The 23,697-nt window shown below is 56.4% G+C and carries 13 protein-coding genes; 9 read left to right on the plus strand and 4 right to left on the minus strand.

The features are described 5' to 3' along the window. Nucleotides 1–80 precede the first annotated feature (80 nt). Nucleotides 81–1,469, plus strand: a complete 1,389-nt coding sequence (locus tag PW789_RS05335) for an amidase (protein WP_299372542.1) — start codon at nucleotides 81–83, stop codon at nucleotides 1,467–1,469. Here PW789_RS05335 and PW789_RS05340 read toward each other — a convergent pair. Next, entirely contained in the window at nucleotides 1,454–1,786 is a 333-nt protein-coding gene (locus tag PW789_RS05340) for a DUF779 domain-containing protein (RefSeq protein ID WP_299373515.1), read from the minus strand. The genes PW789_RS05335 and PW789_RS05340 overlap by 16 nt on opposite strands. 120 nt (nucleotides 1,787–1,906) lie before the next feature. Then, nucleotides 1,907–3,442 (minus strand): aldehyde dehydrogenase, encoded by a 1,536-nt coding sequence (gene adh / locus PW789_RS05345; protein ID WP_299372544.1) that lies wholly within the window; start codon nucleotides 3,440–3,442, stop codon nucleotides 1,907–1,909. A 455-nt stretch (nucleotides 3,443–3,897) separates the two neighbouring features. Between adh and PW789_RS05350 the strand changes: the two genes are divergently transcribed. From PW789_RS05350 to PW789_RS05385, 8 genes are all read left to right on the plus strand, one after another. Next, nucleotides 3,898–4,224, plus strand: a complete 327-nt coding sequence (locus PW789_RS05350; RefSeq protein ID WP_299372546.1) for a PadR family transcriptional regulator — start codon at nucleotides 3,898–3,900, stop codon at nucleotides 4,222–4,224. An 11-nt stretch (nucleotides 4,225–4,235) separates the two neighbouring features. Continuing rightward, entirely contained in the window at nucleotides 4,236–6,905 is a 2,670-nt protein-coding gene (locus PW789_RS05355; protein ID WP_299372548.1) for an ABC transporter permease, read from the plus strand. Nucleotides 6,906–7,064: 159 nt separating this feature from the next. Further along, a complete protein-coding gene (locus tag PW789_RS05360; protein WP_299372551.1) occupies nucleotides 7,065–9,716 on the plus strand; it encodes a TonB-dependent receptor in 2,652 nt (883 codons plus the stop codon). Nucleotides 9,717–9,891: 175 nt separating this feature from the next. Then, entirely contained in the window at nucleotides 9,892–10,896 is a 1,005-nt protein-coding gene (gene pstS, locus PW789_RS05365; protein ID WP_299372554.1) for a phosphate ABC transporter substrate-binding protein PstS, read from the plus strand. Between the two features lie 142 nt (nucleotides 10,897–11,038). After that, nucleotides 11,039–12,097 carry a phosphate ABC transporter permease subunit PstC gene (gene pstC / locus PW789_RS05370; protein ID WP_299372557.1) on the plus strand — a complete coding sequence of 353 codons (1,059 nt, stop codon included), beginning with the start codon at nucleotides 11,039–11,041 and terminating at the stop codon, nucleotides 12,095–12,097. 59 nt (nucleotides 12,098–12,156) lie between these two features. After that, nucleotides 12,157–13,005 (plus strand): phosphate ABC transporter permease PstA, encoded by an 849-nt coding sequence (gene pstA, locus PW789_RS05375; RefSeq protein WP_299372560.1) that lies wholly within the window; start codon nucleotides 12,157–12,159, stop codon nucleotides 13,003–13,005. Nucleotides 13,006–13,282: 277 nt separating this feature from the next. Then, a complete protein-coding gene (locus PW789_RS05380; RefSeq protein WP_299372563.1) occupies nucleotides 13,283–14,884 on the plus strand; it encodes an inorganic phosphate transporter in 1,602 nt (533 codons plus the stop codon). 92 nt (nucleotides 14,885–14,976) lie between these two features. Then, entirely contained in the window at nucleotides 14,977–16,797 is a 1,821-nt protein-coding gene (locus tag PW789_RS05385) for a hypothetical protein (protein WP_299372566.1), read from the plus strand. A 161-nt stretch (nucleotides 16,798–16,958) separates the two neighbouring features. Here PW789_RS05385 and PW789_RS05390 read toward each other — a convergent pair whose 3' ends face one another. Then, nucleotides 16,959–20,018 carry an amidohydrolase family protein gene (locus tag PW789_RS05390; protein ID WP_299372568.1) on the minus strand — a complete coding sequence of 1,020 codons (3,060 nt, stop codon included), beginning with the start codon at nucleotides 20,016–20,018 and terminating at the stop codon, nucleotides 16,959–16,961. 81 nt (nucleotides 20,019–20,099) lie between these two features. After that, a complete protein-coding gene (locus tag PW789_RS05395; RefSeq protein WP_299372571.1) occupies nucleotides 20,100–23,132 on the minus strand; it encodes a TonB-dependent receptor in 3,033 nt (1,010 codons plus the stop codon). Nucleotides 23,133–23,697: the final 565 nt, after the last annotated feature.

Genomic DNA, 23,697 nt, shown 5'->3' on the forward strand with positions numbered 1-23,697 from the left:
CTTCTTACTGCAAGACATCGATCGAGAGACGAAAGAACATTTTCGCTGATGGGCGCGGGGCAGCATGTAGAGTTTGAATCATGGAAGCAACAGTCTCTCCAGCCCATGCGTTGCAGTCGTACCGCGAGGCCCTGGATGATGGTCGTCTAAGCAGCAGGAAGTTGATCGACCAGTGTCTTAAGGCGGCGTCCGATCCCCGGGGCGAAGGCGCGCGTGTCTTTACAAAGATCTATACGTCGATGGCGCGAGACGCAGCCGAGGCCGCCGACTACCTGCCTGTCACCGATAAGCTCCCTCTGCGCGGCCTGCCGATCTCGATCAAGGATCTCTTTGATGTTCGCGGTGAGACGACACGCGCAGGGTCCGTTGTGCTCGATGATGCTGCACCCGCAATGCAGGACGCGGAGGTTGTCACGCGCTTGAAGGATGCCGGAGCAGTTCTGGTTGGGCGAACGAACATGACGGAGTTTGCCTTCTCAGGCCTTGGGCTTAATCCTCACTACGGCACGCCGCGCTCTCCCTATGCACGAAGCGAGGGGCGCATCCCCGGAGGCTCTTCATCGGGTGCTGCTGTTTCGGTCAGTGACGGTATGGCGGTGGCGGCGATTGGTTCCGATACTGGTGGATCCATTCGCATTCCGGCGGCGCTGTGTGGCTTGACCGGCTTCAAGCCGACGGCACGCCGCGTGTCTACTGCAGGAGTGCTTCCGCTCTCTACAACGCTCGACTCCATTGGCCCGATCGCACCGACGGTCAGCTGCTGTGCCATGGTCGACCAGGTTCTCTCCGGCGATCGCTATGTGCTAACGGAGCTTCCTCTTGCTGGTTTGCGCTTCGGAATTCTGCAAGGTTATGTACTGGACGGAATGGAGCCTTACGTCGCATCGTGTTTCCAGGCGGCGCTTACCATGTTGTCGGAGGCGGGGGCTACTCTTACGGAGGTGCGGCTCGCCTCGCTGGCGGATATTCCGGTGTTGAACCGCAACGGAGGATTCTCCGGCTATGAGGCCTACCGGTGGCATCGCATACTCCTTGAGCGGGCTGCCGACCGTTACGATCCTCGTGTGTCGACCCGGATTCTGCGTGGGAAAGAGATCTCTGATGCTGACTACGCGACGCTTGCCAGGGAGCGCGTAAGAATTATCACTGAAGCGGAAGAGGCGTTCGCCGATGTCGACGCGTGGCTGATGCCGACGGTGCCACGCGTGGCTCCGCGCATCGCCGATCTGGAGACGAGTGATGAGGCTTACTTCGATGCGAACGCCGCGATGCTGCGCAATCCTTCGCTGATTAACTTCCTCGATGGTTGTTCCATATCGGTGCCGTGCCACATGCCGGGTGATGCACCTGTTGGCCTGATGCTCTCCGCTCGAGGCGGAGGTGACGCGCATCTTCTCTCGGTTGCACTGAGCGTGGAGAAGGAACTGCGCGATCGTGGCTGTGCGATCGCTGGTCAGCGGGCGCTTTGACGATGGTGTTGTAGTGTTAGCTGGAAATGCGTCCCGACTGGCGGAGCGCCTGAATCTCTTCGTCGGTAAAGACGCGTGATCGTGTAAGAAAGCGAATACCCTCCGGTCCTTCGAGGGAGAACAATGCCTCCTCGACCGGGGACTACATCGAGAATAATCTGCGTGTGCTTCCAGTACTCAAACTGCGCGCGTCCGATGTAGAAAGGCGCGTCTCCTACCGTTCCCAACAGCACATCCTGGTCGCCGGTCATGAACTCGCCCAGCGGATAGCACATCGGGGAGCTGCCGTCGCAGCAGCCCCCTGACTGGTGGAACATGACGTCACCATGTTTTGCTCTGAGCTTGTCGATCAAGCTCAGAGCATCTTCGGTTGCGGTCACCTGCAGCGGTACTGACTGCACTTCGTTGCTTATCACGGGCGAAACCCTTCCGGTGATCTAGAAAAATCCCAGTGGCTTGGTGCTGTAGCTGATCAGCTGGTTCTTCGTCTGCTGATAGTGGTCCAGCATCATCTTGTGATTTTCGCGTCCGATGCCTGACTGCTTATAGCCGCCGAAGGCTGCGTGCGCGGGGTACATGTGGTAGCAGTTCGTCCATACGCGGCCGGCCTGGATCTCGCGCCCAAAGCGGTAGGCGCGGTTCAGGTCGCGCGTCCATACGCCGGCGCCGAGACCGTAGAGCGTATCGTTGGCGATGGCGAGCGCCTCGTCGTCATCCTTGAAGGTGGTCACCGAGAGCACTGGTCCGAAGATCTCCTCCTGGAAGATGCGCATCTTGTTGTTGCCCTTGAAGACGGTGGGCTCGATGTAGAAGCCGCCTGCGAGATCGCCGTCAAGCTTTGATGCCTGTCCGCCGATCAGAACCTCCGCACCCTCCTGCCTGCCAATGTCGAGGTACGAGAGAATCTTGTGCTGCTGCTCTTCGGAGGCCTGAGCGCCGATCATCGTCTCCTTGTCCAGCGGATTGCCGCGCTTGATCGCCTTGATGCGAGCCAGCGCCCTCTCCATAAACTGATCGTAGATGGACTCATGAATGAGAGCGCGCGAGGGACAGGTGCAGACCTCGCCTTGGTTGAAGGCGAAGAGCACCATGCCCTCAATAGCCTTGTCGACATAAGAATCGTCTTCACGCAGAACGTCGGAGAAGAAGATGTTTGGCGATTTGCCACCAAGCTCCAGCGTTACTGGAATCAGTGTCTGCGAGGCGTACTGCATGATCAGGCGTCCCGTGGTGGTCTCGCCCGTGAATGCAATCTTGTTGATGCGCGGATTGGATGCCAGTGGTTTACCGGCTTCAACACCAAAGCCGTTGACGACGTTCAGTACGCCCGGAGGCAGAAGATCACCGATGATCTCGAGCAGAACAAGGATGGACGCAGGCGTTTGTTCGGCAGGCTTGAGCACGACGCAGTTTCCCGCAGCCAGCGCAGGAGCGAGCTTCCATGTCGCCATTAATAGAGGGAAGTTCCATGGAATGATCTGCCCGACGACACCGAGCGGCTCGTGATAGTGATAGGCGATGGTGTCGCCGTCGATCTCGGAGATGCCGCCTTCCTGCGCGCGGATGGCTCCTGCGAAGTAGCGGAAGTGATCCGCGCAGAGAGGAATATCCGCGGCCATCGTCTCGCGGATCGGCTTACCGTTGTCCCAGGTTTCCGCTGTTGCAAGCAGCTCAAGATTATCGTCGATACGCTGTGCGATCTTTTCGAGGACGCGGGCGCGTTCTGTTGTGGAGGTCTTGCCCCATGCCGTCTTGGCCTTGTGTGCGGCGTCGAGCGCACGTTCGATGTCGGCTGCGTTGGATCGCGGTATTTCGCAGAATGCCTTGCCTGTGATCGGCGTGACATTGTCGAAGTATTGTCCGGAAAGAGGATCGACCCATTCGCCGCCGATGAAATTTCCGTAACGCTTGCGGAACGGGACCGCGTAGCCGTACTGTCCGGGTTCAATATGCGGAGTCGTTGCAGTTGCCATAATCCTGATTCACCTTTCCAGCGCTCTCAGCGCTGCCGCGCGGCCAGACGACGAATGAATTGCCGTTCAGGCGGCAGCGAAAAACGGTACATGATTGGTTGGGGATTCGGCAAGACGGACATGTGCGTGCGAAAGAAGTGGAGCGTTTGCAATAGATAGTTTCGAGCGCTCAAGGCGAGCAGCGGGGCTTCCAGGAAGCTTCCGGCGTCCTCGAGATGAAGCTGGGTGGCTGGATAGGCGCCGGGTCGGGCTCTTCGCGCAAAGTCTGTCCGTCACGGGAGAGTACGGCTACGTCGATTGGTTCCGGATGAAGTAAGCAGACCAGAACAATTGCGACAGAACGGATCTTGCGGGAGCAGAGGTCAATTGATTTTGCCAGTTTTACCGTGCCAGTTGACTTTGGAATGTATACCTATTTACTCTATGCCTGTCGCAAACGAGGCTAGGACGTTCTCATGCAGAAATCACGCGATCTCTTTCCCGGGGCACTGGAGATGATGGTGCTTCGTTCGCTGCAACTCAGGCCGATGCATGGCTATGCCCTGGTCCAGCACATCCAGTACACCTCCGACGAGCTTTTGAATGTGGAAGAGGGTTCTCTCTACCCTGCGCTGCAGAGGATGCTGAAGGCAGGGTGGCTTCATGCCGAGTGGCAGACCTCTTCGACCAATCGACGAGTGCGGACGTACAGCATCACGGCGGATGGCCGAAAGCATCTGGTGGAAGAGACCTCGAAGTTCGAAGCGATGTTGAAGGGCATTCAGCTGGTTCTCGCCAAGTGAGGGCATTGCGGATGACGTGGTGGAGCAAACAGCGGTCGACAGCGGAGGAGCTTGCCGAGGAGATGGAGTGCCATCTTCTGGAGAAGGCAGAGGCGCTCGAAGCTGAGGGAATGTCTCCCGAGGAGGCATTGCGGGCAGCGCGTCGTTCCTTTGGCAATAGAGCCTTGCTGCAGGACCGGGCCGAAGAAGTTTGGACGAACCGTTTCAGCCAGCTGGCGACGAATTTTCGTTTTGCCATGCTGCAACTGAAGAGACAGCCGATCTTTCTAGTCGCGGCGATTCTGATTCTTAGTCTTGGGATCGGCGCCAATACGGCGATCTTTGCCGGTCTGAACCAGGCGGTCTTTCGGAAACTTCCGGTGCGTGATCCGGACGGTCTTGTCTTTGTCTCGTTGAGTAGTCCTCAGTTTCAAGAGCACCCGATACCGCTGCCGTATCCGTTTCTCTCTGACCTTCAGTCGTGGCCGTCGGATCTCGAAGATCTTTCAGCATGGCACCATGACCTTGTCATGGTGCCGGATGAAAACAATCAGCAACGCAGTCTCAACGCCATGCTGGTGACAGGAAATGCGCTCGGAATGCTGGGGGTTGAAGCTGCGGCGGGTCGCTTGCTGAAGCCGGAAGATACGAAACCGCATCTTGAAGTATGGCCTGTTGTGCTGAGCTACAGCTTCTGGACGGAGAAGTACCATCGTTCTGCGGAGGCCATTGGACAACGCCTTGTCGTCTCCGGCCAGCCGGTACAGATTGTTGGAGTGACGCCGCAGGGTTTTGAGGGCATCACTCCGAATGTTGCGACGCAAATGTATCTGCCGATTACGTTTCTGTCAGCGCAGGGAGCCCTTGGCGGAGACAAGCCGCTGGATGACCGTGACCTTTTTGTGACGACGACAGTCGCCCGACTTCGCTACGGCGTCACGATGCAGGAGGCCAACGCTCATTTGCAGGCGGTATCGGCGATTCCTTTGCAGCGAATGCTTCAGCCGTTTCTTACGCGAAGACCCTTCCTGAATGGCATGGGTTTGCAGCTATCCAGCGCGAGTCATGGAGTAGCGGTGCTTGGCGATTACGGCCGCACGCTCACGCTGCTCCAGATACTGATGGCTGGTGTCCTGGCTTTTTGTTGCATCAATGTCGCCGGACTGCAGTTGGCAAGAAGGCTGGAGCGTGCCCACGAGTTCGCGGTTCGCGTCGCTCTAGGGGCGAATCGCGGTCACCTTATTCAGCAATGCCTGATGGAGGCAGTCATCATCGCTATTGGAGGAACTCTGCTGGCGATTCCGATGACATTTGCGGTGACCCATCTGTTCTCCGATTTTCTGACAAAGCCTGGCGCAGGTGAGATCGTCACGGTTCATCCGGATTGGAGATTACTGGCCAGCGCGGGAATCTTTGCGCTGGTCGGTGCGGCGATCGTCGGTGCCGTGCCTGCTATCTTCGCAAAGAATGCGGACCCCGGCGCTGTTTTGAATGCCAAGTCGAGCATGAGGCGATCACCCGCGATCGCGAGCAGGATGCTGCTGGCAGCACAGATTGCCGTAACGTTTTTTCTTCTGGCTACGGCGAGTTTTTACTGGAGAGATCTGCACAGGATCTCGGAGCAGAATCTGGGCTACAACCCGAAGCATATTACGGAGATCTGCGCGCAGTTTCAGGAGATTCAGCGATCTCCGGAAGAGATCATGGGGCTGTATCGGCAGATGCTGCATAGGCTCAACGCACAGGGCGAGATCGAATCGGCAACGGTTACCTGGATCACGCAGTTGACGACGGTCGATCCGAAGATCAACGTGTCGCTGCCTGATAGCCGAACAATCAAAGACGTATCGTTCAATCAGATCGGGCCACGCTACTTTGCGACGCTGCAGACGAAGCTCCTTGCCGGGCGTGAGTTTACGGAGCAAGACCAGGATGAAGACCGGTGCATCGTCAATGAGCTTGCCGCGAAAAAGATCTTCAATACGAATCCCGAACAAACGATCGCGCGTCGAGTGCGGGTTAGTTTTTTCAGCGAGATCAACACAACCTGTGAAGTGGTTGGCGTGGTTCAGTCGGCGAAGTATGCCGATATCCATGAAACGCCATCGCCGATTCTCTTTCTTCCAATAACGACCAGGTCGATACGCCATGGTGGGTGGACCAACAACATGGTGTTTTTGGTGCGGGGAGAGCATGAGGAGGACATTGAAAAGGCTTACCTGGATGCCTTGTCCCAGGTTGCTCCTGAGACTGGATACCAGCGTTTTCTGCCGATGGAACGGCAGTTGAATGACGCGCTCGGAAAGGAGCGGCTCCTTTCGTATTCGACCGTATTCTTCGGAGGCGTGTCCCTGCTGCTGTGCAGTGCGGCGACCCTGAGTCTGCTGCTGATGCGAGTCCGGCAGAGCATCCCGGAGATTGCGATCCGTGTGGCATTGGGAGCGACGCCACTGCATGCAGCGGGCATTGTCTTTCGCGAGATGGCCCAGTTGGTCACTGCAGGTCTGGTGATGGGGGGAGTCTCTCTGGGAGTGGTCGCCTACCTGTCGACTCACTATCTGCAGTTTCAGCGGCCCGTTGCGATGAGCGACATTGTTGGTGCGATCTGCCTGTTGGTGGTGATGACGTTCAGTGCGGGAGGAATACCTGCGTTGCATGCAGCAACACTGCAGCCGATGCAGATTCTGTGTAGAGATTCATAGATTCGTCTTACCGATGGAATGAAGTGCTCTTCGAGTGCTGTAGGGATCCGCTGTCTTAAAAGAGGGATTTTAACGATGAAGCGTAAGTGGATACTAGCTGTCTGTTTCTTGTGGGCTCATATAGGAGTGTCGCAAACCCTGGGCCGTTTAGAGGGATCTGTGACGGACGGCACCGGGGCTGTCGTTCCGGATGCCCATCTTACCTTGCTGCATAACCACGAAAAGCTGAGCGAGGGCAGCAGCGATGCAGCGGGCGCGTATATGTTTCCGGAGCTGCGGGGTGGTTCTTACGATCTGGAGGTCGATGCGTCGGGTTTCGCGAAGTACAGTGTGACCGACATTGCGATAGACGAGGGTACTGCCAGGCGCATCGATGTTCATCTCCGAGTTGCATCCGAAGAGCAGGTCACGGTGACGACGGAGACGAGCGGCGTCAGTTTGAACTCGGAAGAAAATACGAATACCACAGTGATCAAGGGCAGTCAGCTGGATGCTCTGGCAGACGATCCGGATGCTTTGCAAACGGAGCTGCAGTCACTTGCCGGTCCCGCTGCCGGTCCCGATGGCGGGCAGCTTTATATCGATGGATACACGGGGGGCCAGCTGCCGCCGAAGAGCTCGATTCTGGAGGTGCGAGTCAATCAGAATCCATTCTCTGCGGAGAACGACCGGATCGGTTATGGACGCATCGACATCATCACCAAGCCTGGAGCTGTGAAGTTCGGCGGCCATCTACGCGGGTCATATTTGAACTCCGCATTGAACACGTCCAATCCTCTCGCGACAGTGCAACCCAGTTATCAGTACTACTCGGTGGCGGGTGACGTTGCGGGCGCGATTACGAAGAATTCCTCTTATTTTTTCGCCATGCAGTACTGGCAACGACAGAATCAGAACTTTCTACGTGCGGTTGATCCCAACGATACGTCCGCCATTCCGCAAACACTAAGTCAGGCGATACCGGCACCTTATTCGACGACGCAAAGCTATGGGCGTTTCGATGATCAGCTTGGCAAGCACATCCTGCAGGCGCAATGGGTGTTATTCCGGACGCGCCGCACAGGTGCTGGCACAGGCGGGCTTAATCTTCCCGAGCAGGCCTACAGCAGTACGGACCTGGAGAATATGTTGCAGGCGAAGGATACGGTTGCTCTCAGTGCAAGAATGCTGAACGAGCTGAGCGCGCGCTGGTGGAGGATTCGTACGGATCAAACTCCGGAGAGCACGCGGCCCGCAGTGACCGTACAAGGTTCCTTTGTTTCGGGCGGAAGTGCTTCGGGACATACCAGCAACCACCAGGACAACGTCGAGCTGCATGATTATGTAACGCTGACGGCCGGAAAACATGTGATGCGGGCGGGCGTATTGCTGCGTAGTTATCGTGTCGCGGATTATTCGAATGCGGGTTCTAATGGGAACTACCAGTTTCAGTCGCTAGCGGATTACCACGCAGCTACGCCTTCGCCCTATCTCTACACTGCGACCGTAATTACAAACCCGCTTGCTAGATTGCTGCAGTTGGATGGAGCGCTTTTCTTTCAGGATGAGTGGCGGTGGAAGCCATCGTTGAATGTGAGCTACGGGTTGCGCATGGAAGGGCAAAACCGCGTGCACGATCACATCAACTGGGCACCGCGCCTGGCGATCGCCTGGTCTCCAGGCGCTACAGGTAAGACTGCACCGAAAACGGTCCTTCGTGCGGCGGGCGGTGTCTTCTATACCCGTGTCACGCAGGCGATGCAGATCCAGACGATTCACAACGACGGAATTCTTCAGCAGAACTATGTCGTTCGAAATCCGAGTTTTTACGACCCGAATCAGCCTGTGCCTGCGGAGTTGCTCGAGAGTGCGCCTGCCTCGCAGCGTTCGATCTATACGCTAGATCCGAGCTTCAGAATCTCACGCAATGTGCAGGCTGCGGTTGGAGTGGATCGGAGCCTCGGCAAGCTGGGTTCGGTCAACGTGAACTATCTTTACACTCGTGGCGTCCACCAGTACTACACGAATAACGTGAATGCGCCCTTCTTCGATCCGGCGACGTACACGATCAGCGGAACGGCTCCCTCGACGTATAACTATCAGTTTCAGTCGGGTGGCGACTTCCGGCAGCATCAGCTGATCGTTACGTCGGATACAACTTACCGGAGACTTTTTCTGCATGCTGTGTATACCTATAATCACGCGACGGCGGACACGCAGGGGGTGAATTATTTCCCATCGGTGGCGCGTATTCCGTCACTGGACTACGGCCGTGCGAGCTTCGCTCCAGCTCATCAGCTACAGGCGATGATGACCTATAAAGGTCCTTTCCGCATCAACCTGACTGCGATCACGAGTGTGGAGACAGGTCGGCCCTACAACATTACGATCGGCAATGATCTGACTGGAAATAACCAGTCGAACGCACGGCCGACGTACGGTCTGTGCGGCGCAGCAGATGTTATCCGGACATCCTACGGCTGCCTCGACATTAATCCGACCGGTAAGGGTGAGCGCATCGTGCCTTATGGCCTGGGAACCTCTCCGACAAGTGCTACGGTGCATGTCACGCTCAACCGGGTGTTTAACTTTGGCGAACGCCCTTCTGGGGGGCCGGTAAAGCCTGGCGCAGCACCAAAGCCAGTTCCGCGGTATACGCTGACCGTTATCGCTGGCGCGACGAACATCCTCAACATGGTGAACCTTGCGCCTCCGAATGGCGTGTTGAGTTCGCCGCTGTTCGGGCAGCAACTGGCGCCTCCGACAGGAGCCTTTGCGTTGTCTTCCCCGGGAAACAGGACGGTGTATTTCACCTCATATTTCTCGTTTTGAGCGGCGCAGCGTCCAGCCAAAAGCATTTCCGGCTTGATTTCCGTTAAATTTATTCCTCGTAAACAGTTGATTCTTATCGCTAAATATAAATTTATCGCGGCGTAACATGGCGGATTGAAAATCAGATGAGTGTGCGCTTTCGGGCGCACCAGTCCGATGGAGGATTTCACCCCAAATGATGAAAGTATTTGCCGCCGGTTTTCTTGCCGTGGCCACCTTGGCGAGTTGTGGTGCACAGAGTCTGAATGGAGCTGGAGCGACGTTCCCTAATCCGATCTATTCCAAGTGGTTTTACGAGTTCAGCCAGCAAAAGGGCGGAGTCAAGATTAACTATCAGCCCATCGGTTCGGGTGGTGGTATTCGCCAGGTTTCGGATGGCACGGTAGATTTTGGTGCGACAGACGGTCCGATGTCGGACGAGCAGATTAATTCGGCCAAGGTCAAGACGATGCATATTCCGACTGTGCTTGGCGCGGTGGTTCCTGTGTATAACCTTCCCGGTGTGAACAAGGAACTGAACTTTTCGGGTGATGTACTTGCGGGAATTTATCTTGGCCAGATCACCAAGTGGAACGACCCTCGCATCGCGAAGGACAATCCTGGAGTGAACCTTCCTGCGGACTCCATCGTACCGGTCTATCGCGCTGATGGCAGCGGCACGACCTATATCTACACCGATTTTCTGAGCAAGGTCAGCAATAACTGGCAGAGCAGCGTGGGTAAGGGCACCTCGGTCAAGTGGCCGACGGGCATTGGCCAGAAGGGCAACGAAGGCGTTGCCGGCATGGTTCGCCAGACGCCGCACTCGATCGGCTATGTTGAGTTGATCTATGCGCTGCAGAACAAGATGGCCTTCGGTACCGTGAAGAACGCGGCGGGCCACTTTGTAAAGGCGAGCACGCAGGGTGTGACTGATGCTGCGGCCAGCGTGAAGAATATTCCGGCGGACTATCGCGTATCCATTACCAATGCTCCGGGTGCGACTGCCTATCCCATCTCCTCGTTCACCTGGCTTCTGGTTCCGGTTCATGCGACTGATCCCAATAAGAGCAAGGCGATCAAGGGCTTCCTGGAGTGGATGCTGGAGCATGGCGAGGGAGAAGCTTCTTCGCTTAGCTATGCCCCGCTCCCCGCTGCGCTGCAGACGCGCATCAAGGCGACGATCAATACTATCCAGTAGGTCATGAAACGGGTGCGCGCGATCAGCATTCTCGTCGTGCGCACCCATAGCTGTCCCCCATGGGCACTGTGAATTTGATACAAAGGTCTTACTGAGCTGTTCCGGTCAGGTCCTCGCTCCGGTGAAGGACATCCCAGATTTTATGATTTCCGATAAAGACATCAAATTCGGTCCGCCTGCGGTTGTCGTGCCAGAACCTCAGCGAGAGGGAGTTGCTCCTGCTGGCGCCGGGGAACCGCGCACTCCTTCTCCGATGCGGATCTATCTGGAGAAGCGCGGCAACGGAAAGATTGCGGATGGAGCCTTCTTTGGTTTGGTCGTCGCCTGCGCGCTGAGCATCTTCGCAATCGTCGTCGCTATCGTGATCGTTCTCTTTCAGCGTTCGGCTCTCAGTCGGCATACCTTCGGTATGTCCTTCTTTAGAAGTGAGGACTGGGACCCTGTCAGCGGCCTGTTTGGCGCGTATCCATTTATCTATGGCACGCTGGTCTCGTCGTTTCTGGCGTTGCTGATTGCCGTACCCCTGGCAATCGGTGTGGCGATCTTCGTCACCGAGCTTTGCCCGAAGTTTTTGCGGGCACCCATCTCCTTCCTCACCGAGTTGCTGGCTGCGATTCCAAGCGTGATCTACGGTCTTTGGGGCATCTTTGTTCTTGTTCCGCTGGTGCGAGATCACGTTGGTCCAGTGCTGGAGAAGTATCTCGGGTGGACGGGATTCTTTACCGGCCTCAATATCGGTGTGGGCATGCTGACGGCGAGCCTGATTCTTGCCATCATGATTCTTCCCATCATCTCGTCACTCACGCGCGATGTGATGCGTGCGGTCCCGGTCAGCCAGCGCGAGGGTGTGCTGGCGCTCGGAGCAACGCGCTGGGAGATGATCCGCACTGGTGTGTTGCGTAACGCTCGCATTGGCATCGTGGGCGCTGTGATCCTCGGATTAGGCCGTGCCCTGGGCGAGACCATGGCCGTGACCATGCTGATTGGCAACCACGCTGAGATTCACAAGTCGTTCTTTGCACCGGCGAGCACACTGGCCAGCGTCATTGCCAATGAGTTTTCCGAAGCGACCGGTGATCTCTACCTGAGTTCGCTGATTGAGATTGGCCTGGCTCTCTTCGTGGTCACCATCCTCGTGAATGCAGTGGCGCGGTTGCTTATCTGGGCTGTGACGCGTGGCGCACCGGCGAGGTCGACATAATGGCGAACCCTTCTTTGCCTCTGATTGATCCTCCGCAGTCTCCGCGACGACCGGGCAAGATGTCATTGCAGATTCGTCATGTCATTGACCTCGCAGTTACAGGGTTGTCTGTGTTGGCGACGCTGCTGGTGTTGGCTCCCCTGGTCGCGATCCTCGTTTACCTCCTTTACAAAGGCTTCAGCTCACTGAATCTGGCTTTCTTCACTCAGCCTCCACATCCTGTCGGAGAAGAAGGTGGAGGCATGGCAAATGCCATCGTCGGATCGGGAATTGTTCTGGCGGTAGCGAGCGTGATCGGTATCCCGATTGGTATCGGTGCAGGTGTCTATCTGTCGGAGTATGGTCGCGGCACCGTGTTTGCCAACATCGTTCGCTTTACGGCAGATGTTCTCAACGGTGTTCCGTCGATCGTGATGGGCATTGCCGCATACTCATTGATCGTAGTGCGTCAGCATCATTTCTCCGCTCTGGCGGGTGGTCTTGCCCTGGCTTTCATGATGGTGCCGACGGTGACACGAACGACGGAGGAGATGCTGGCAACAGTACCTGGTGCTGTACGCGAAGCTGCTCTGGGCCTGGGAATCCCGCGATGGCGAACCACTCTCTCGGTTGTGTTGCGGACTGCGTCGCCGGGCATCATCACCGGATGCATGCTTGCTTTTGCCCGTGTGGCCGGCGAGACCGCACCGCTGCTGTTTACAGCCTTCGGTAATCAGTTCTGGAGCATGAAGCTGAGCGAGCCGATCGCCGCACTGCCGCTGCAGATCTACATCTACGCTGTTTCGCCCTACGATGAGTGGCATCGTCTCGCATGGGCTGGAGCGCTGGTGCTGATTGCGCTCATCATGTTTTCGGCCACACTCGTTCGCGTCTTTACCTCAAGAGGCGACATGAAGGGTCATAGCTAGAACCAACGGATATCGCATGGAGCTTGGGACGTGGGCATGAGATATGCCAAACGCCAAGCTCCCTCGCTTTTCGTGACGCAATCTGGCACCCTCTGCTTCCTTGTTTTGCTTCTATTAATAATCGATAAATTTGATGACTGGATCGCAACTTTCGAGTGAGCTTAAATCGGATTTGGCCAGTAATGAAGCCTGTTTTTATCGATAATTCATCCTGAATGTTCGTTGGCAGAACTAACGTAGGAGCATCTCCTAACGATTTGCTCACGGCGGCATTCATATGGCAACGACGACACCTGTATCGACCTCGATCCTCGACGAAAAGCTCAAGAAGTCTAAAGGCGCAAAGATCGGTACGCTGGTCTTCGGTGTCATGCTGGTGTTGGGACTGATCTACATTGGTTTCAAGCTGACCAATGATCTATCGCTCGTTCACCCCACGAGTATCTATCCGTTTGTTCTGCTCGGCATCGCGTTGATGATCGCGCTAGGCTTTGAGTTCGTGAACGGATTCCATGACACGGCAAACGCCGTTGCGACCGTTATCTACACCCACTCGTTGGAGCCGCACGTGGCGGTTGTCTGGTCGGGCATCTGGAATTTTGTCGGTGTGATGACGAGCTCTGGTGCGGTGGCTTACGCGATCGTCTCTCTGCTGCCGGTAGAACTGATTCTCAAGGTCAGCAAGGGTTCGGGCTTCTCCATGGTGTTTGCCCTACTGACTGCGGCGATTTTATGGAACCTCGCGACGTGGTATCGCGGTCTTCCTGCTTCCAGTTCACATACCATGATCGGCTCCATTCTCGGAGTCGGTGTCATGAATCAAGTGATGCAGGGACATGACGGCACGGCGGGTGTGGACTGGGATCAGGTCATCAAGGTCTTCAAGGCGTTGCTGCTTTCTCCGGTGATCGGCTTCGTCATGGCCGCGGCACTTTTCTTCCTCTTCAAGCTGGTGTTGCGCGATCCGCGTCTCTATGAAGCGCCGAAAGGCACCGAGCCACCGCCGTTTTATATCCGCGCATTGCTGATTCTTACTTGCACGGGAGTCAGCTTCTTTCACGGCTCGAACGACGGTCAGAAGGGCATGGGCTTAATTATGCTCATCCTCGTAGGAACGGTACCTACGGCCTACGCTTTGAACCATGCTGTCGACAAGCGGTCGGTAACGACATTCGCTGCGGTTTCGCAGCAGGTTGTCAGGACCGTCGGTCATTACGTGGAACCTGCTGCGACTGTTGCCGATGCTGGTCCAGAGCTGGAGCGCTTTGTCTCGACCCATAAATTTGAGCCGGCCACGATGCTCGCGCTTGAAGAGATGGTGAACGACATCCGCAACGAGGCTGTGGGATATGGATCACTCGGAAATGTCCCGCAAGAAATGCAGGCGAACGTCCGCAATCAGATGTACCTGGTCAGCGAGACTTTCCGGATGCTTCCGAAGTACGGTCCCAAGTTTAGTGACGACGATCAAAAAGTAGTAACCAACTACAAGAGCTTTCTCGATCGGTCGACAAAATTCATTCCTACCTGGGTCAAGGTTGCAGTCGCCCTGGCTCTCGGTCTTGGAACGATGGTGGGTTGGAAGCGCATTGTGATTACTGTCGGCGAGAAGATCGGTAAGACACACCTGACGTATGCGCAGGGAGCGTCGGCCGAGATCACGGCAATGATCACCATTGGTATGGCAGACGGTTTGGGTCTGCCAGTATCGACGACGCATGTCCTGTCGTCGGGAGTTGCCGGGACGATGGCTGCAAACCGCAGTGGTTTGCAGTTGTCAACGATACGGGACATCGCGATGGCCTGGGTGTTTACGCTGCCTGCAGCGGCACTCCTGAGCGGATCGCTGTTCTGGATCTTCAACAAAGTCGCACATTGATGTTTTTCGCCGTGTGGGCAATGTATCCGCACGGCACTTCATGCTTACCCCGTTTGCTTCGCCATGAGGCATTCGGGTACGGGAAAGGCCCTATGAATACGCTAAAGAGTGTTGTCACAGCATCTTTGCTGGTGGCAATGTCGGTGCCAGCGCTGGCTCAATCGACTGGCAAGTCAAGCACTACCTCACAAACCACGACGAAACATCGTGCCGCCGCGCGGAAGACCGCTCCCAAGCAAGATGCCACTGCAGCTCAGATCCAGGCACTTCGCCAGGAGATGCAGGCGCAGATCGATGAGCTGAAGCAGCAATTGGCTGATCGCGACGCGAAGCTACAGGCGACACAGACCAGCGTGCAGACGGCCCAGGAACAGACAGCAGAGACCAATGCGAAGCTGCAGAGCATCGTCGCCGAGTCTCAGAGCAACAAGGAGTCGCTGGATACTCTGCAGAGCAAGGTCACGGACATGGTCGCTACGACCAGCGGTTTGTCGAATACTCTGATCACGACGCAGGCAAATCTGCGTGAGTCGGTTGAGTCGCCGACGACGCTCCACTATAAAGGCATCACCATTACCCCGGTTGCCTTCTTCGCGTTTGAAACGGTTTGGCGCTCGCGTTCGCTGGCATCCGACGTCAACACGCCGTTCAACTCGACGCCTTACATGGGAGCTGGTATGGCTCATGTCAGCGAGCTGAACTTCTCCGGACGTCAGAGTCGCGTCGGCGCTCTCTTCGAGGGAAATACGGGTCCGTTCAAGCTATCCGGCTACGTTGAGGCTGACTTCCTCTCGGCGGGCGCGACCTCCAACGAAAACCAGAGCAACAGCTATACGCTCCGTCAGCGCCAGATCTGGGGACAGGCTGCCACGCAGGGTGGTTTTGCCGTGACCGGTGGTCAGATGTGGTCGCTCGTAACAGAGACCAAGAAGTCCACCGACAACCGGACCGAAAACCTGCCGATGACGATCGACGCGCAGTACCACGTCGGTTTCAGCTGGGCTCGTCAGCCCGCCATCCGCTTCCAGCAGAAGATTGGCAAATGGACGGCAGCAGCCTCGCTCGAGCAGGCGGAGTACATCTACTCGGCCAGCAACTCGCCCAATAACTTCTTCATCGGCAGCGCCGGAACCGGCGGCGGCCTCTACAACCTCACTGCGAACTACTCCAATAACGTTGCACCGGACGTTGTCGTCAAGGGTACCTACGATGGCAAGCTGGGTCACTTCGAAGCCGGTGGTATCGCACGCTGGTTCCGCGATCGCTACTACCCCAACGGTGTTGGCGGCACGGGCTCTTCGGCTGGAGCTGTCAACGATACGAAGACGGGTGGCGGCTTCTTTGCCAACATCCGTATGCCCGCAACCAAGTACCTCGACGTAGGCGTTCACATGATGACGGGTACGGGAGTGGGTCGGTACGGCACCTCGACGTTGCCTGATATCACGGTGCATCCTGATGGCACGCTTGCTCCGATCAAGTCGGATCAGGGCCTCATTTCGCTGGAAGCCCATCCCATGCCGAAGCTTGATATCTTTGGCTACGCTGGTGGCGAGTATGCACAGCGCACCACGTACAGGAATGCCAGCGGCGTTCTCGTCGGCTACGCTCCTGTCTCCGGCAACAATGCAGGTTGCAACGTTGAGACGCTGCCCACAGCTGCCGGCAACGGTCTGGCGGGTTCTGCTCCCTACGGTCCGGGAACGCCGGCAAACTGCCTTGGCGCAACCCGCGCTGTCATTGAAGGTACGGCAGGCATCACCTACCGTCTCTACAGCAATCCGCGGTTTGGCCGCCTTCAGTACCAGGTGCAGTACAGCTACCTCACACGTGAGGCCTGGACTGGACAGGGCGGAGCACCGAAGGGCACCAACAACATGGTGTTCACCGGCATGCGCTACTACATTCCGTAGAGAACCGTTGCGACTAACAAAGAAGCCTCCGAATCCATCAGGGTTCGGAGGCTTCTGCTTTTTGCGTTCAATGACGACCGCTCGTGAAGAACGAATCGGGGCCTCCCAATGAAATGCGGGCAATGGGAATGCCTTGATCTGCTATGCCAACGAGCGATTGGTTATTTGGCTGGGCAGATATCCTCGCCTTTCGTCGACTTGGCAAATGGAGCCATAATCGCGCCGACTGATTCGAGGTTGCCATTCTTCGCTACGCACTGAACCTTGGCAGCATCTTCGATGTTCTTAAGGGGATCGCCGGAGACGATGATGAGGTCGGCGAGTTTGCCTGGCTCCAGCGTACCGAGATCCCTGGAAAGCCCGTAAGCCTTCGCCGGGATGCTGGTGACTGTCTCCAGTGCCTGCCATGGTTCGAGATGACCATACTTCACCTGCGCCCGAAGGTTGATGTGCAGGCTGGTCGCCGGAATGTCGAGCGGGGAATCGGTTCCCGCCACGATCATTCCGCCCTGGTGGTAAACATCGGCGACGACGGACTCTTCATCCGACAGATGATCGATCATGGTCTCCGTGCCGGACTTGCTTGCCATCTGCACCGCAGTCTTGAGCCGCTTATTCTCCCAGGGAGGAGCGACTGCCTGACGTGGATCGGTTGCCATGCCGGGATCGTCAGCATAAGGAGCCTGAGAGAATGTGGTCGAGATCGTCCACATGCCCGAATCGACGAGAAGCTTACGGACGTCACCGTAAGAATGACCGGTGAGTGATCGCGAGTAAGCCCAGCCCCAGCGTGAGGTGGCGGAGAGGTGACTCATGCCGTCTTCGCCGAGTGATACCGCGGGCAGAAGATAATGCGATGCGGTCTCGACGCCCATCTGAGAATGGGCGAAGTCGATGCCTTCCTTCGCCCATGCAAATGGCAGACGGACATAAAGCTTCACGAAATCGAAGTCGAGTGCCTTGAGGCGGCCAAACTCACGATGCAATTGCTCCTCCGATGTCGTTGCGATCATCATGGGATAGTAGACTCGCTCGCCATCGACGGCCTCACCGGTGTTGAAGACACGAGGGCCAGTGGCGACATCAGCCGTGTAGCTCTCGCGGTGCTCCAGGGCGCGGTAGGCGTTGTCTGCAATGCCGCGCAACTCCGTCACGCCATAGATCAGCCAGAGCCTTCCCATGCGATCGCCGTAGTAGATGCCGTTATCGGAGTCTGCGTGGACATGGTTCTCGAACAAACCTGGCATCACGGTTGAGTTGGGTGCCTCAATGGTCTTCGTCACGCCCGCATAGGGAGTCGCAGAGTGCGGCTTGATGCTTACGATCCGGTTGTCGACGATGAGGATATCGACATCCTTCATGACCTCTGGTCCGCTTCCTTTCCAGAACTGTCCCGCATGGATCAAAAGCTTTTGCGTCGGCTTTGCCTGCGTAAAGGTGAGGTCGACAGGGACAGGTGTGATCTTGCCCGTGGCTCGATCGATGAGGCGAAGTTTTCCGTTCGAGAGATAGAGCAGCTTCGACGAATCCCCGGACCACGTCGGTGCGTCGGTAGTCTCGTCGTTCAGCTTTACAGCCTTGCCGATGGGATCGCCATCAGCGTCGACTGGCATGGTGTAGAGAAGATCGCGCAGGACAAAAGCGATCTCTTTGCCATTGGGGGCATAGATCGGACCGTCTTCGGTTCGCGTTGTCACGGATTCGTATGGTGCCGGTGAGTAAAATTTCGTCTTCTTTGTTGCAAGGTCGACCATCAGGATGTCGCTGGTGCCTTCACGAAAGCGCTTGGTGTACGGATTGATGGTTGCGATGGCAACCTTCTTTCCATTCGGTGAGAAGGCTGCGCGTCCAGGAAAAAAAGTAATGGGAGCAAGCGGAGAGATGGTTCCGGTTGCGACGTCGGCCAGCAGGGTAGCGCCGGTCTGATCCTGAAATGCGATCATCTTTCCATCGGGAGACCATGCAGGCATAATCTGCGCGCTTTCGCTGGGGGCGATACGCTTGTCGTTTGCAGCATCAACATGGCTCATGTCGTGAACGTAGATGTTTTCGATGCCATCGCGATCGGAGATATAGGCAAGGTATTTGCCGTCGGTGGAGAAGGTGGGGCCCTGCTTGTAGAACGTGTCGGAGGTGAGGGCCACTGGAGCCTGTCCGATGGTCATCAGGTAAAGCTGATTGAGAGCAACGAAGGCAATCTTTTTGCCATCGGGTGAGAGAGTCGGAGCGTAGATGCCCTTGACAAGGTGCTTCGACGTTTCATCGAAGTCATACTTCTTGTGCGCGAACTGGGGGCGTGTACTGGGAACTGCCGCGGTGAACGGGACGGAGCTCTCCGTGTCCGATGCGATGTCTGCTTTGATAATCTTGCCGCTGCCGGTGTAAAGAAGCTCCTTGTTCGTGAGCCATACGGCAGGAAACGGAAATGCGTCATCTGCTTTTCCGGTGTAGAGCGGCGTCGAGGCCGCGCTGGGAGAGGCCACTACAACGTGGCTTTTATCCAGAAACATGCCGCCGCCATCGAAGAGGATATAGGCGATCTTTGAATCATCGGGCGAGTAACTTGGTGCGTCAACGCGCGCCTTTGTCGGATCGACCGACGCGATGGTTGCAGCATGGCCACCTGCGAGATCGACGGTCTCGATTGCCTTAGCCTGAATGCCAACTCCTGATACGAAGACGAGATGCTTACCGTCATGCGCCCAGTTGGGTTCGTATTCATCGGCCGGCGAGTCGGTAATCTGCTTCAGATCGCTCCCGTCGGTCTTGACCGTCCAGATGTCATACGAACCTTTGAAGGCACGGTCGGAAGAGAAGGCGATGGTGGTTCCGTCAGGGGAGAGGCGCGGTTCTCGATCGTCGCCATGACCGGTCGTCACCTGCTTCAGTCCTGTTCCATCGGGCTTCATCGTCCAGATGTGAAACGTGCCCCCCGCATAACTTTGCAGAGCGACAAGGTCACCATGCGAAGACCAGTCAGGATGCGATGCCTCCTGGAGGGGCTGTGTCAACTGCTTGCCTGCGCCGCCAGTGGCGGGCATGGAATAGATGAGTCCCTGGATATTAACGAGCAGGCTCTTGTGATCTGGAGAGATCGTCACCTGCATGTTGGTTCCTTCGCTGACGGTAATGGTCTTGGGTTGGGGAGCAGCGAAGGCCACGGCAGAAGTGATGAAGGCGGCAGCGGTAGGAAGACTCATCCGAAGTAAAGCGCGATACATGGATTCTCCTCAAGGGAAGACGCGCAGTGTATTTCACTGCGCGTCGTTAGGTTGAAGGATCGAAGAAGCAGGCTGTTGGGGTTAGAACTCAAATCGTGCGACGAACTGCAGAGAACGAGGCCGCCATTCGACCGGTACGCCTGTTGCTGCAGAGGTGGTTTGTGTAGCTGCTCCATACGTGCTGGAGGTCACTGTTGCGATGTAGCTGCCGTAGTTGGAGTGATTGGCAAGGTTGAATGCCTCGACTGCAAGGATGCCTGCATAGCGCTCGCCGAACTGATGGCGCTCTTGCAGACGCGTATCGAGGCGATAGACATTACGGCCGTAGAGCGCGTTACGCTTCGTCATCCAGTAACCGGTTTGTGTGTCGAGAAAGTTGTCGTTGGGATTGTTGTAGACGCGAACGCAGCTGGTTGCCGTCGTAGCGCACGTCGCGGATGTAACGGGATTGCCGGACGCGGTGTACGGAACCGGAGTTACACCAGCGGCGAAGGTGCGGTTGTAGCTGGGGGCATAGCCCGTTGGCTGTGCTGTTCCAACGATGGTCGGGAAAGCATTGCCAGAGCCGTAGTGGAAGAGCGAGGAGACCGAAAGGCCGAACTTCCACTGATAGTTGCCGTTGACCGTGAGTGTATGGCGCTGGTCGTCCTGCGCGTTGGCCCACTCATCCTTGAGACCATTCACGAACGGCTTATTGGGATAGTAGAAGGGGGACTCCGAGTTGTTCTTGTAGCGCGAATAGGTGTAAGCCACGCCGCCAACAAAGCCGCCGCTCAGCGAATGGCGAATGCCCATTTGAAGAGCGTCATAGATGGAACCGACGTTGCTTGGCGTAAAGAACTGATTGATGTTGGTGAAGGCTGCGGCGCAGACGTTGGGTCGTCCTGCTACAGGATCCGTATCCGCTGTTACACCATTGGCTGGGCAATTGAGTGCCGTACCGACGGCATAGGTTCCGCTTGGATTCAGGTTGAACTGAGGATTGTTCGGGTTCTGAATGAGGTTTGAGTTGAGACGAACCCAATCGCTGTACACGCGAGTGTGAACGTAGTCAGCCGTCAAGACCGTTTTGCGATCCAGTTGTTGCTGCACGCCCAGCGTCATCTGCAATCCCCACGGCGTCACCACGTTCGGACCGAGAGGCTGCGGTGCCTGACGTGGGGTTGTGACGGAGGCTGCAAACGGACTCTGCAGATTGAGGGGTGCTGCTGCTGTTCCAGTGATGGAGTTCTGCTGCGAGGTCACACCGTTGAAGATCTGCATATCGATCGTCTGGTTGGCAGCGATATCGGAGTAATAGATGCCGGCGCCGCCGCGGATTACGGTGCGTCCCGTACCGAAGAGGTCATAGTTGAAGCCGACGCGCGGAGCGAAGTTATTGTTGTCACCACTCTTCGGCGTCAGCAGACCATTGTTCAGCTTCAGATTCGGAGCGAAGGCACCGATGTCATTGTCGTAGCGCACGCCGAGGTTGACCGTGAGTTTAGAGAGAACCTTCCAGTCATCCTGCACCCAAAAAGCGATCTGGTTACGTGGAATGTCGACGTTGAAATTTCCAGCTCCCTGGGTGAAAGTTGCCATTGCGCAGGCACGGTTGAGTTCGGTGTAGTTCCAGCTTCCAGGATCGGTTGTGCCATTCGGGAAGGCCAGCTTGTAGTCCACTGGAAGGCAGTTTGCCGATCCAACGGTGCCGCGCACATTCTGCTGGAAATATCCGGTATGTGAGGTGTGCATGTACTCCACACCAGCCTTGATGGAGTGCTTGCCTGTGAGGTAATAGAGATCGTCGCGATATTGCTGCACGTTCTGATAGAAGATCTGCGGGTAGTTGTAGGGGCCGCCAATCGTCAACGCACCACCAGAGCTTCCGTCGGGCCGATCGGTGACGCCGGCGAAGGTCATGGCAAGCGTCGAGTACGCCGGCAGGTTCTGCCATTGGAAGTGGCTAAGGCCGCCGTGGAGCTCATTCACCATCTTGGAGCTGATCTGGTGATTCCAGTCCCCGAGAAAGCCATAGTTCATGCGAGTGGCGTAATAGAAGCTCGATGGGTCCGTGGTGCCGGAGGCGACGACGTTGTTGTTCTTGAAGGTGAATCCATTGCCACGGAGGAAGATGCGGTCCTTTTGTGTTGGCTGCCAATCGCCACGGCCAAGGTACTCATTCACTGTAATCGTCTGCGGAACGGTGATGGTCTGATTGGTTGCGATGGGCGTCGACGGAACGCTGGATGCCTGGTGCTCACCCTCATAAGAGCCGAAGTACCACATCTTGTCTTTTTTGATTGGGCCACCGAAGGTGCCGCCGTACTGCTGATCGGAGAGCGCGGTCACGCTCTTTGCAATCGGATCGGCTGCGTTGAAGGCGTCGTTGCGGAAGTATCCGAAGACGGTGCCATGAATCGCGTTGCTTCCGGTCTTTGACTGCACATTGACGTAAACGCCAGAGGAGCGTCCCAGGGTCGCATCAAAGCGATTGGTGATGATCTGAAACTGCGAGATGGCATCAGGGGAAAAGCGCGGCTGCCCAAAGCTGGCGTCGGCTGTGTCCTGAGTCACCTGCAGGCCGTCGAGGTTGATCTGAAATTTGCCAGAGTTGTTGCCGCCAAGAGGCGTGTCGTTGGTGATCGCATTGACGCGCACGCCAGGAACAAGCTGCGAGAGTTCCATGTAGTTGCGCCCGTTGATCGGCATATCTTTGACATCGTCGGGAGTGATGTTGCCCGCGACTGTAGAAGAGGTCGTATCGACGGCGATATCTTCGGCGCTAACCACCACGGTATCGTTGGCGCTCGCAAGCGGCAACGTCGTTGTGACGTCAGGAGTCTGACCGACGAGCATCGAAACCTTGGTCTGCACGGTGTTGAATCCGGGAGCAGTGATGGTGACAATGTAATCGCCTGCAGTCAGGGAGGGAACGAGGTAGGTGCCGGCATCGGTGGTCTTGGTCTTGACGACACCGCCACCTGCTCCGCGAACTTCAACATTTGCTCCAGCGATGACTGCTCCCTGAGAGTCAGAGACTCTGCCGGAGATTCCAGTCTGCTGGGCGTAGCTGCTGACAGCCAGCGCAAGGGAGAACAAAACAACCGATACAACGCGGTAAAGCCTCTTCATGAATAGAGAACCTCATGTAATGGGAATACGGGATCGCGCAGTTGCTGCGTGCAGCACCGCTTGTTTTTCTAGATTCGGAATGTAGAGGTAGCTACTTCTGGCAGCGTAGCGGGGCGGCACAGAAGGACGGTTCTGACTCTCTTATGGCGCGTACGACATACAGCAGAGGCTATCTAGGCGGGAGAATCCCGCTCAGGAGTGGCAGGCGGAGACACAAAGCATTTGGGTATGCCGTATGAATATCTCTTGAATACCTAGAGCGTAGAGTCTTCTGCCAGCTATGTCTAATTGAAATTTTTTCGTGGGTGATAGAAATTTTGTTTGCTTCAGTTACCCAGCGTACAAATCGAAGGCCCGCATTCCTTTTGCTTTTGGATGGCGACCATGAGCCTGGTAACGGTCTCATCGCAAGAGAGGAGCAAGAGCCGACGTTTGTAGGATTATTGGCAGATCTGAAAACGGGTAAGGGACTTGCTGTCTGTGCTTCAAGTCCTATCTCACACGGTAAGCAACGCTATCCGTTCTGCGAGAACGGATAGATAGTCTTCTCTCCGGCGAGCGGATA

Source organism: Edaphobacter sp. (assembly GCF_028283685.1).
GTDB lineage: Bacteria > Acidobacteriota > Terriglobia > Terriglobales > Acidobacteriaceae > Edaphobacter.

Coding starts and splice junctions, on each gene's coding strand:
- PW789_RS05335 (WP_299372542.1), top strand. CDS start 81: ATGGAAGCAACAGTCTCTCCAGCCCATGCGTTGCAGTCGTACCGCGAG.
- PW789_RS05340 (WP_299373515.1), bottom strand. CDS start 1,786: ATGTTCCACCAGTCAGGGGGCTGCTGCGACGGCAGCTCCCCGATGTGC.
- adh (WP_299372544.1), bottom strand. CDS start 3,442: ATGGCAACTGCAACGACTCCGCATATTGAACCCGGACAGTACGGCTAC.
- PW789_RS05350 (WP_299372546.1), top strand. CDS start 3,898: ATGCAGAAATCACGCGATCTCTTTCCCGGGGCACTGGAGATGATGGTG.
- PW789_RS05355 (WP_299372548.1), top strand. CDS start 4,236: ATGACGTGGTGGAGCAAACAGCGGTCGACAGCGGAGGAGCTTGCCGAG.
- pstS (WP_299372554.1), top strand. CDS start 9,892: ATGATGAAAGTATTTGCCGCCGGTTTTCTTGCCGTGGCCACCTTGGCG.
- pstC (WP_299372557.1), top strand. CDS start 11,039: ATGATTTCCGATAAAGACATCAAATTCGGTCCGCCTGCGGTTGTCGTG.
- pstA (WP_299372560.1), top strand. CDS start 12,157: ATGTCATTGCAGATTCGTCATGTCATTGACCTCGCAGTTACAGGGTTG.
- PW789_RS05380 (WP_299372563.1), top strand. CDS start 13,283: ATGGCAACGACGACACCTGTATCGACCTCGATCCTCGACGAAAAGCTC.
- PW789_RS05385 (WP_299372566.1), top strand. CDS start 14,977: ATGAATACGCTAAAGAGTGTTGTCACAGCATCTTTGCTGGTGGCAATG.
- PW789_RS05390 (WP_299372568.1), bottom strand. CDS start 20,018: ATGTATCGCGCTTTACTTCGGATGAGTCTTCCTACCGCTGCCGCCTTC.
- PW789_RS05395 (WP_299372571.1), bottom strand. CDS start 23,132: ATGAAGAGGCTTTACCGCGTTGTATCGGTTGTTTTGTTCTCCCTTGCG.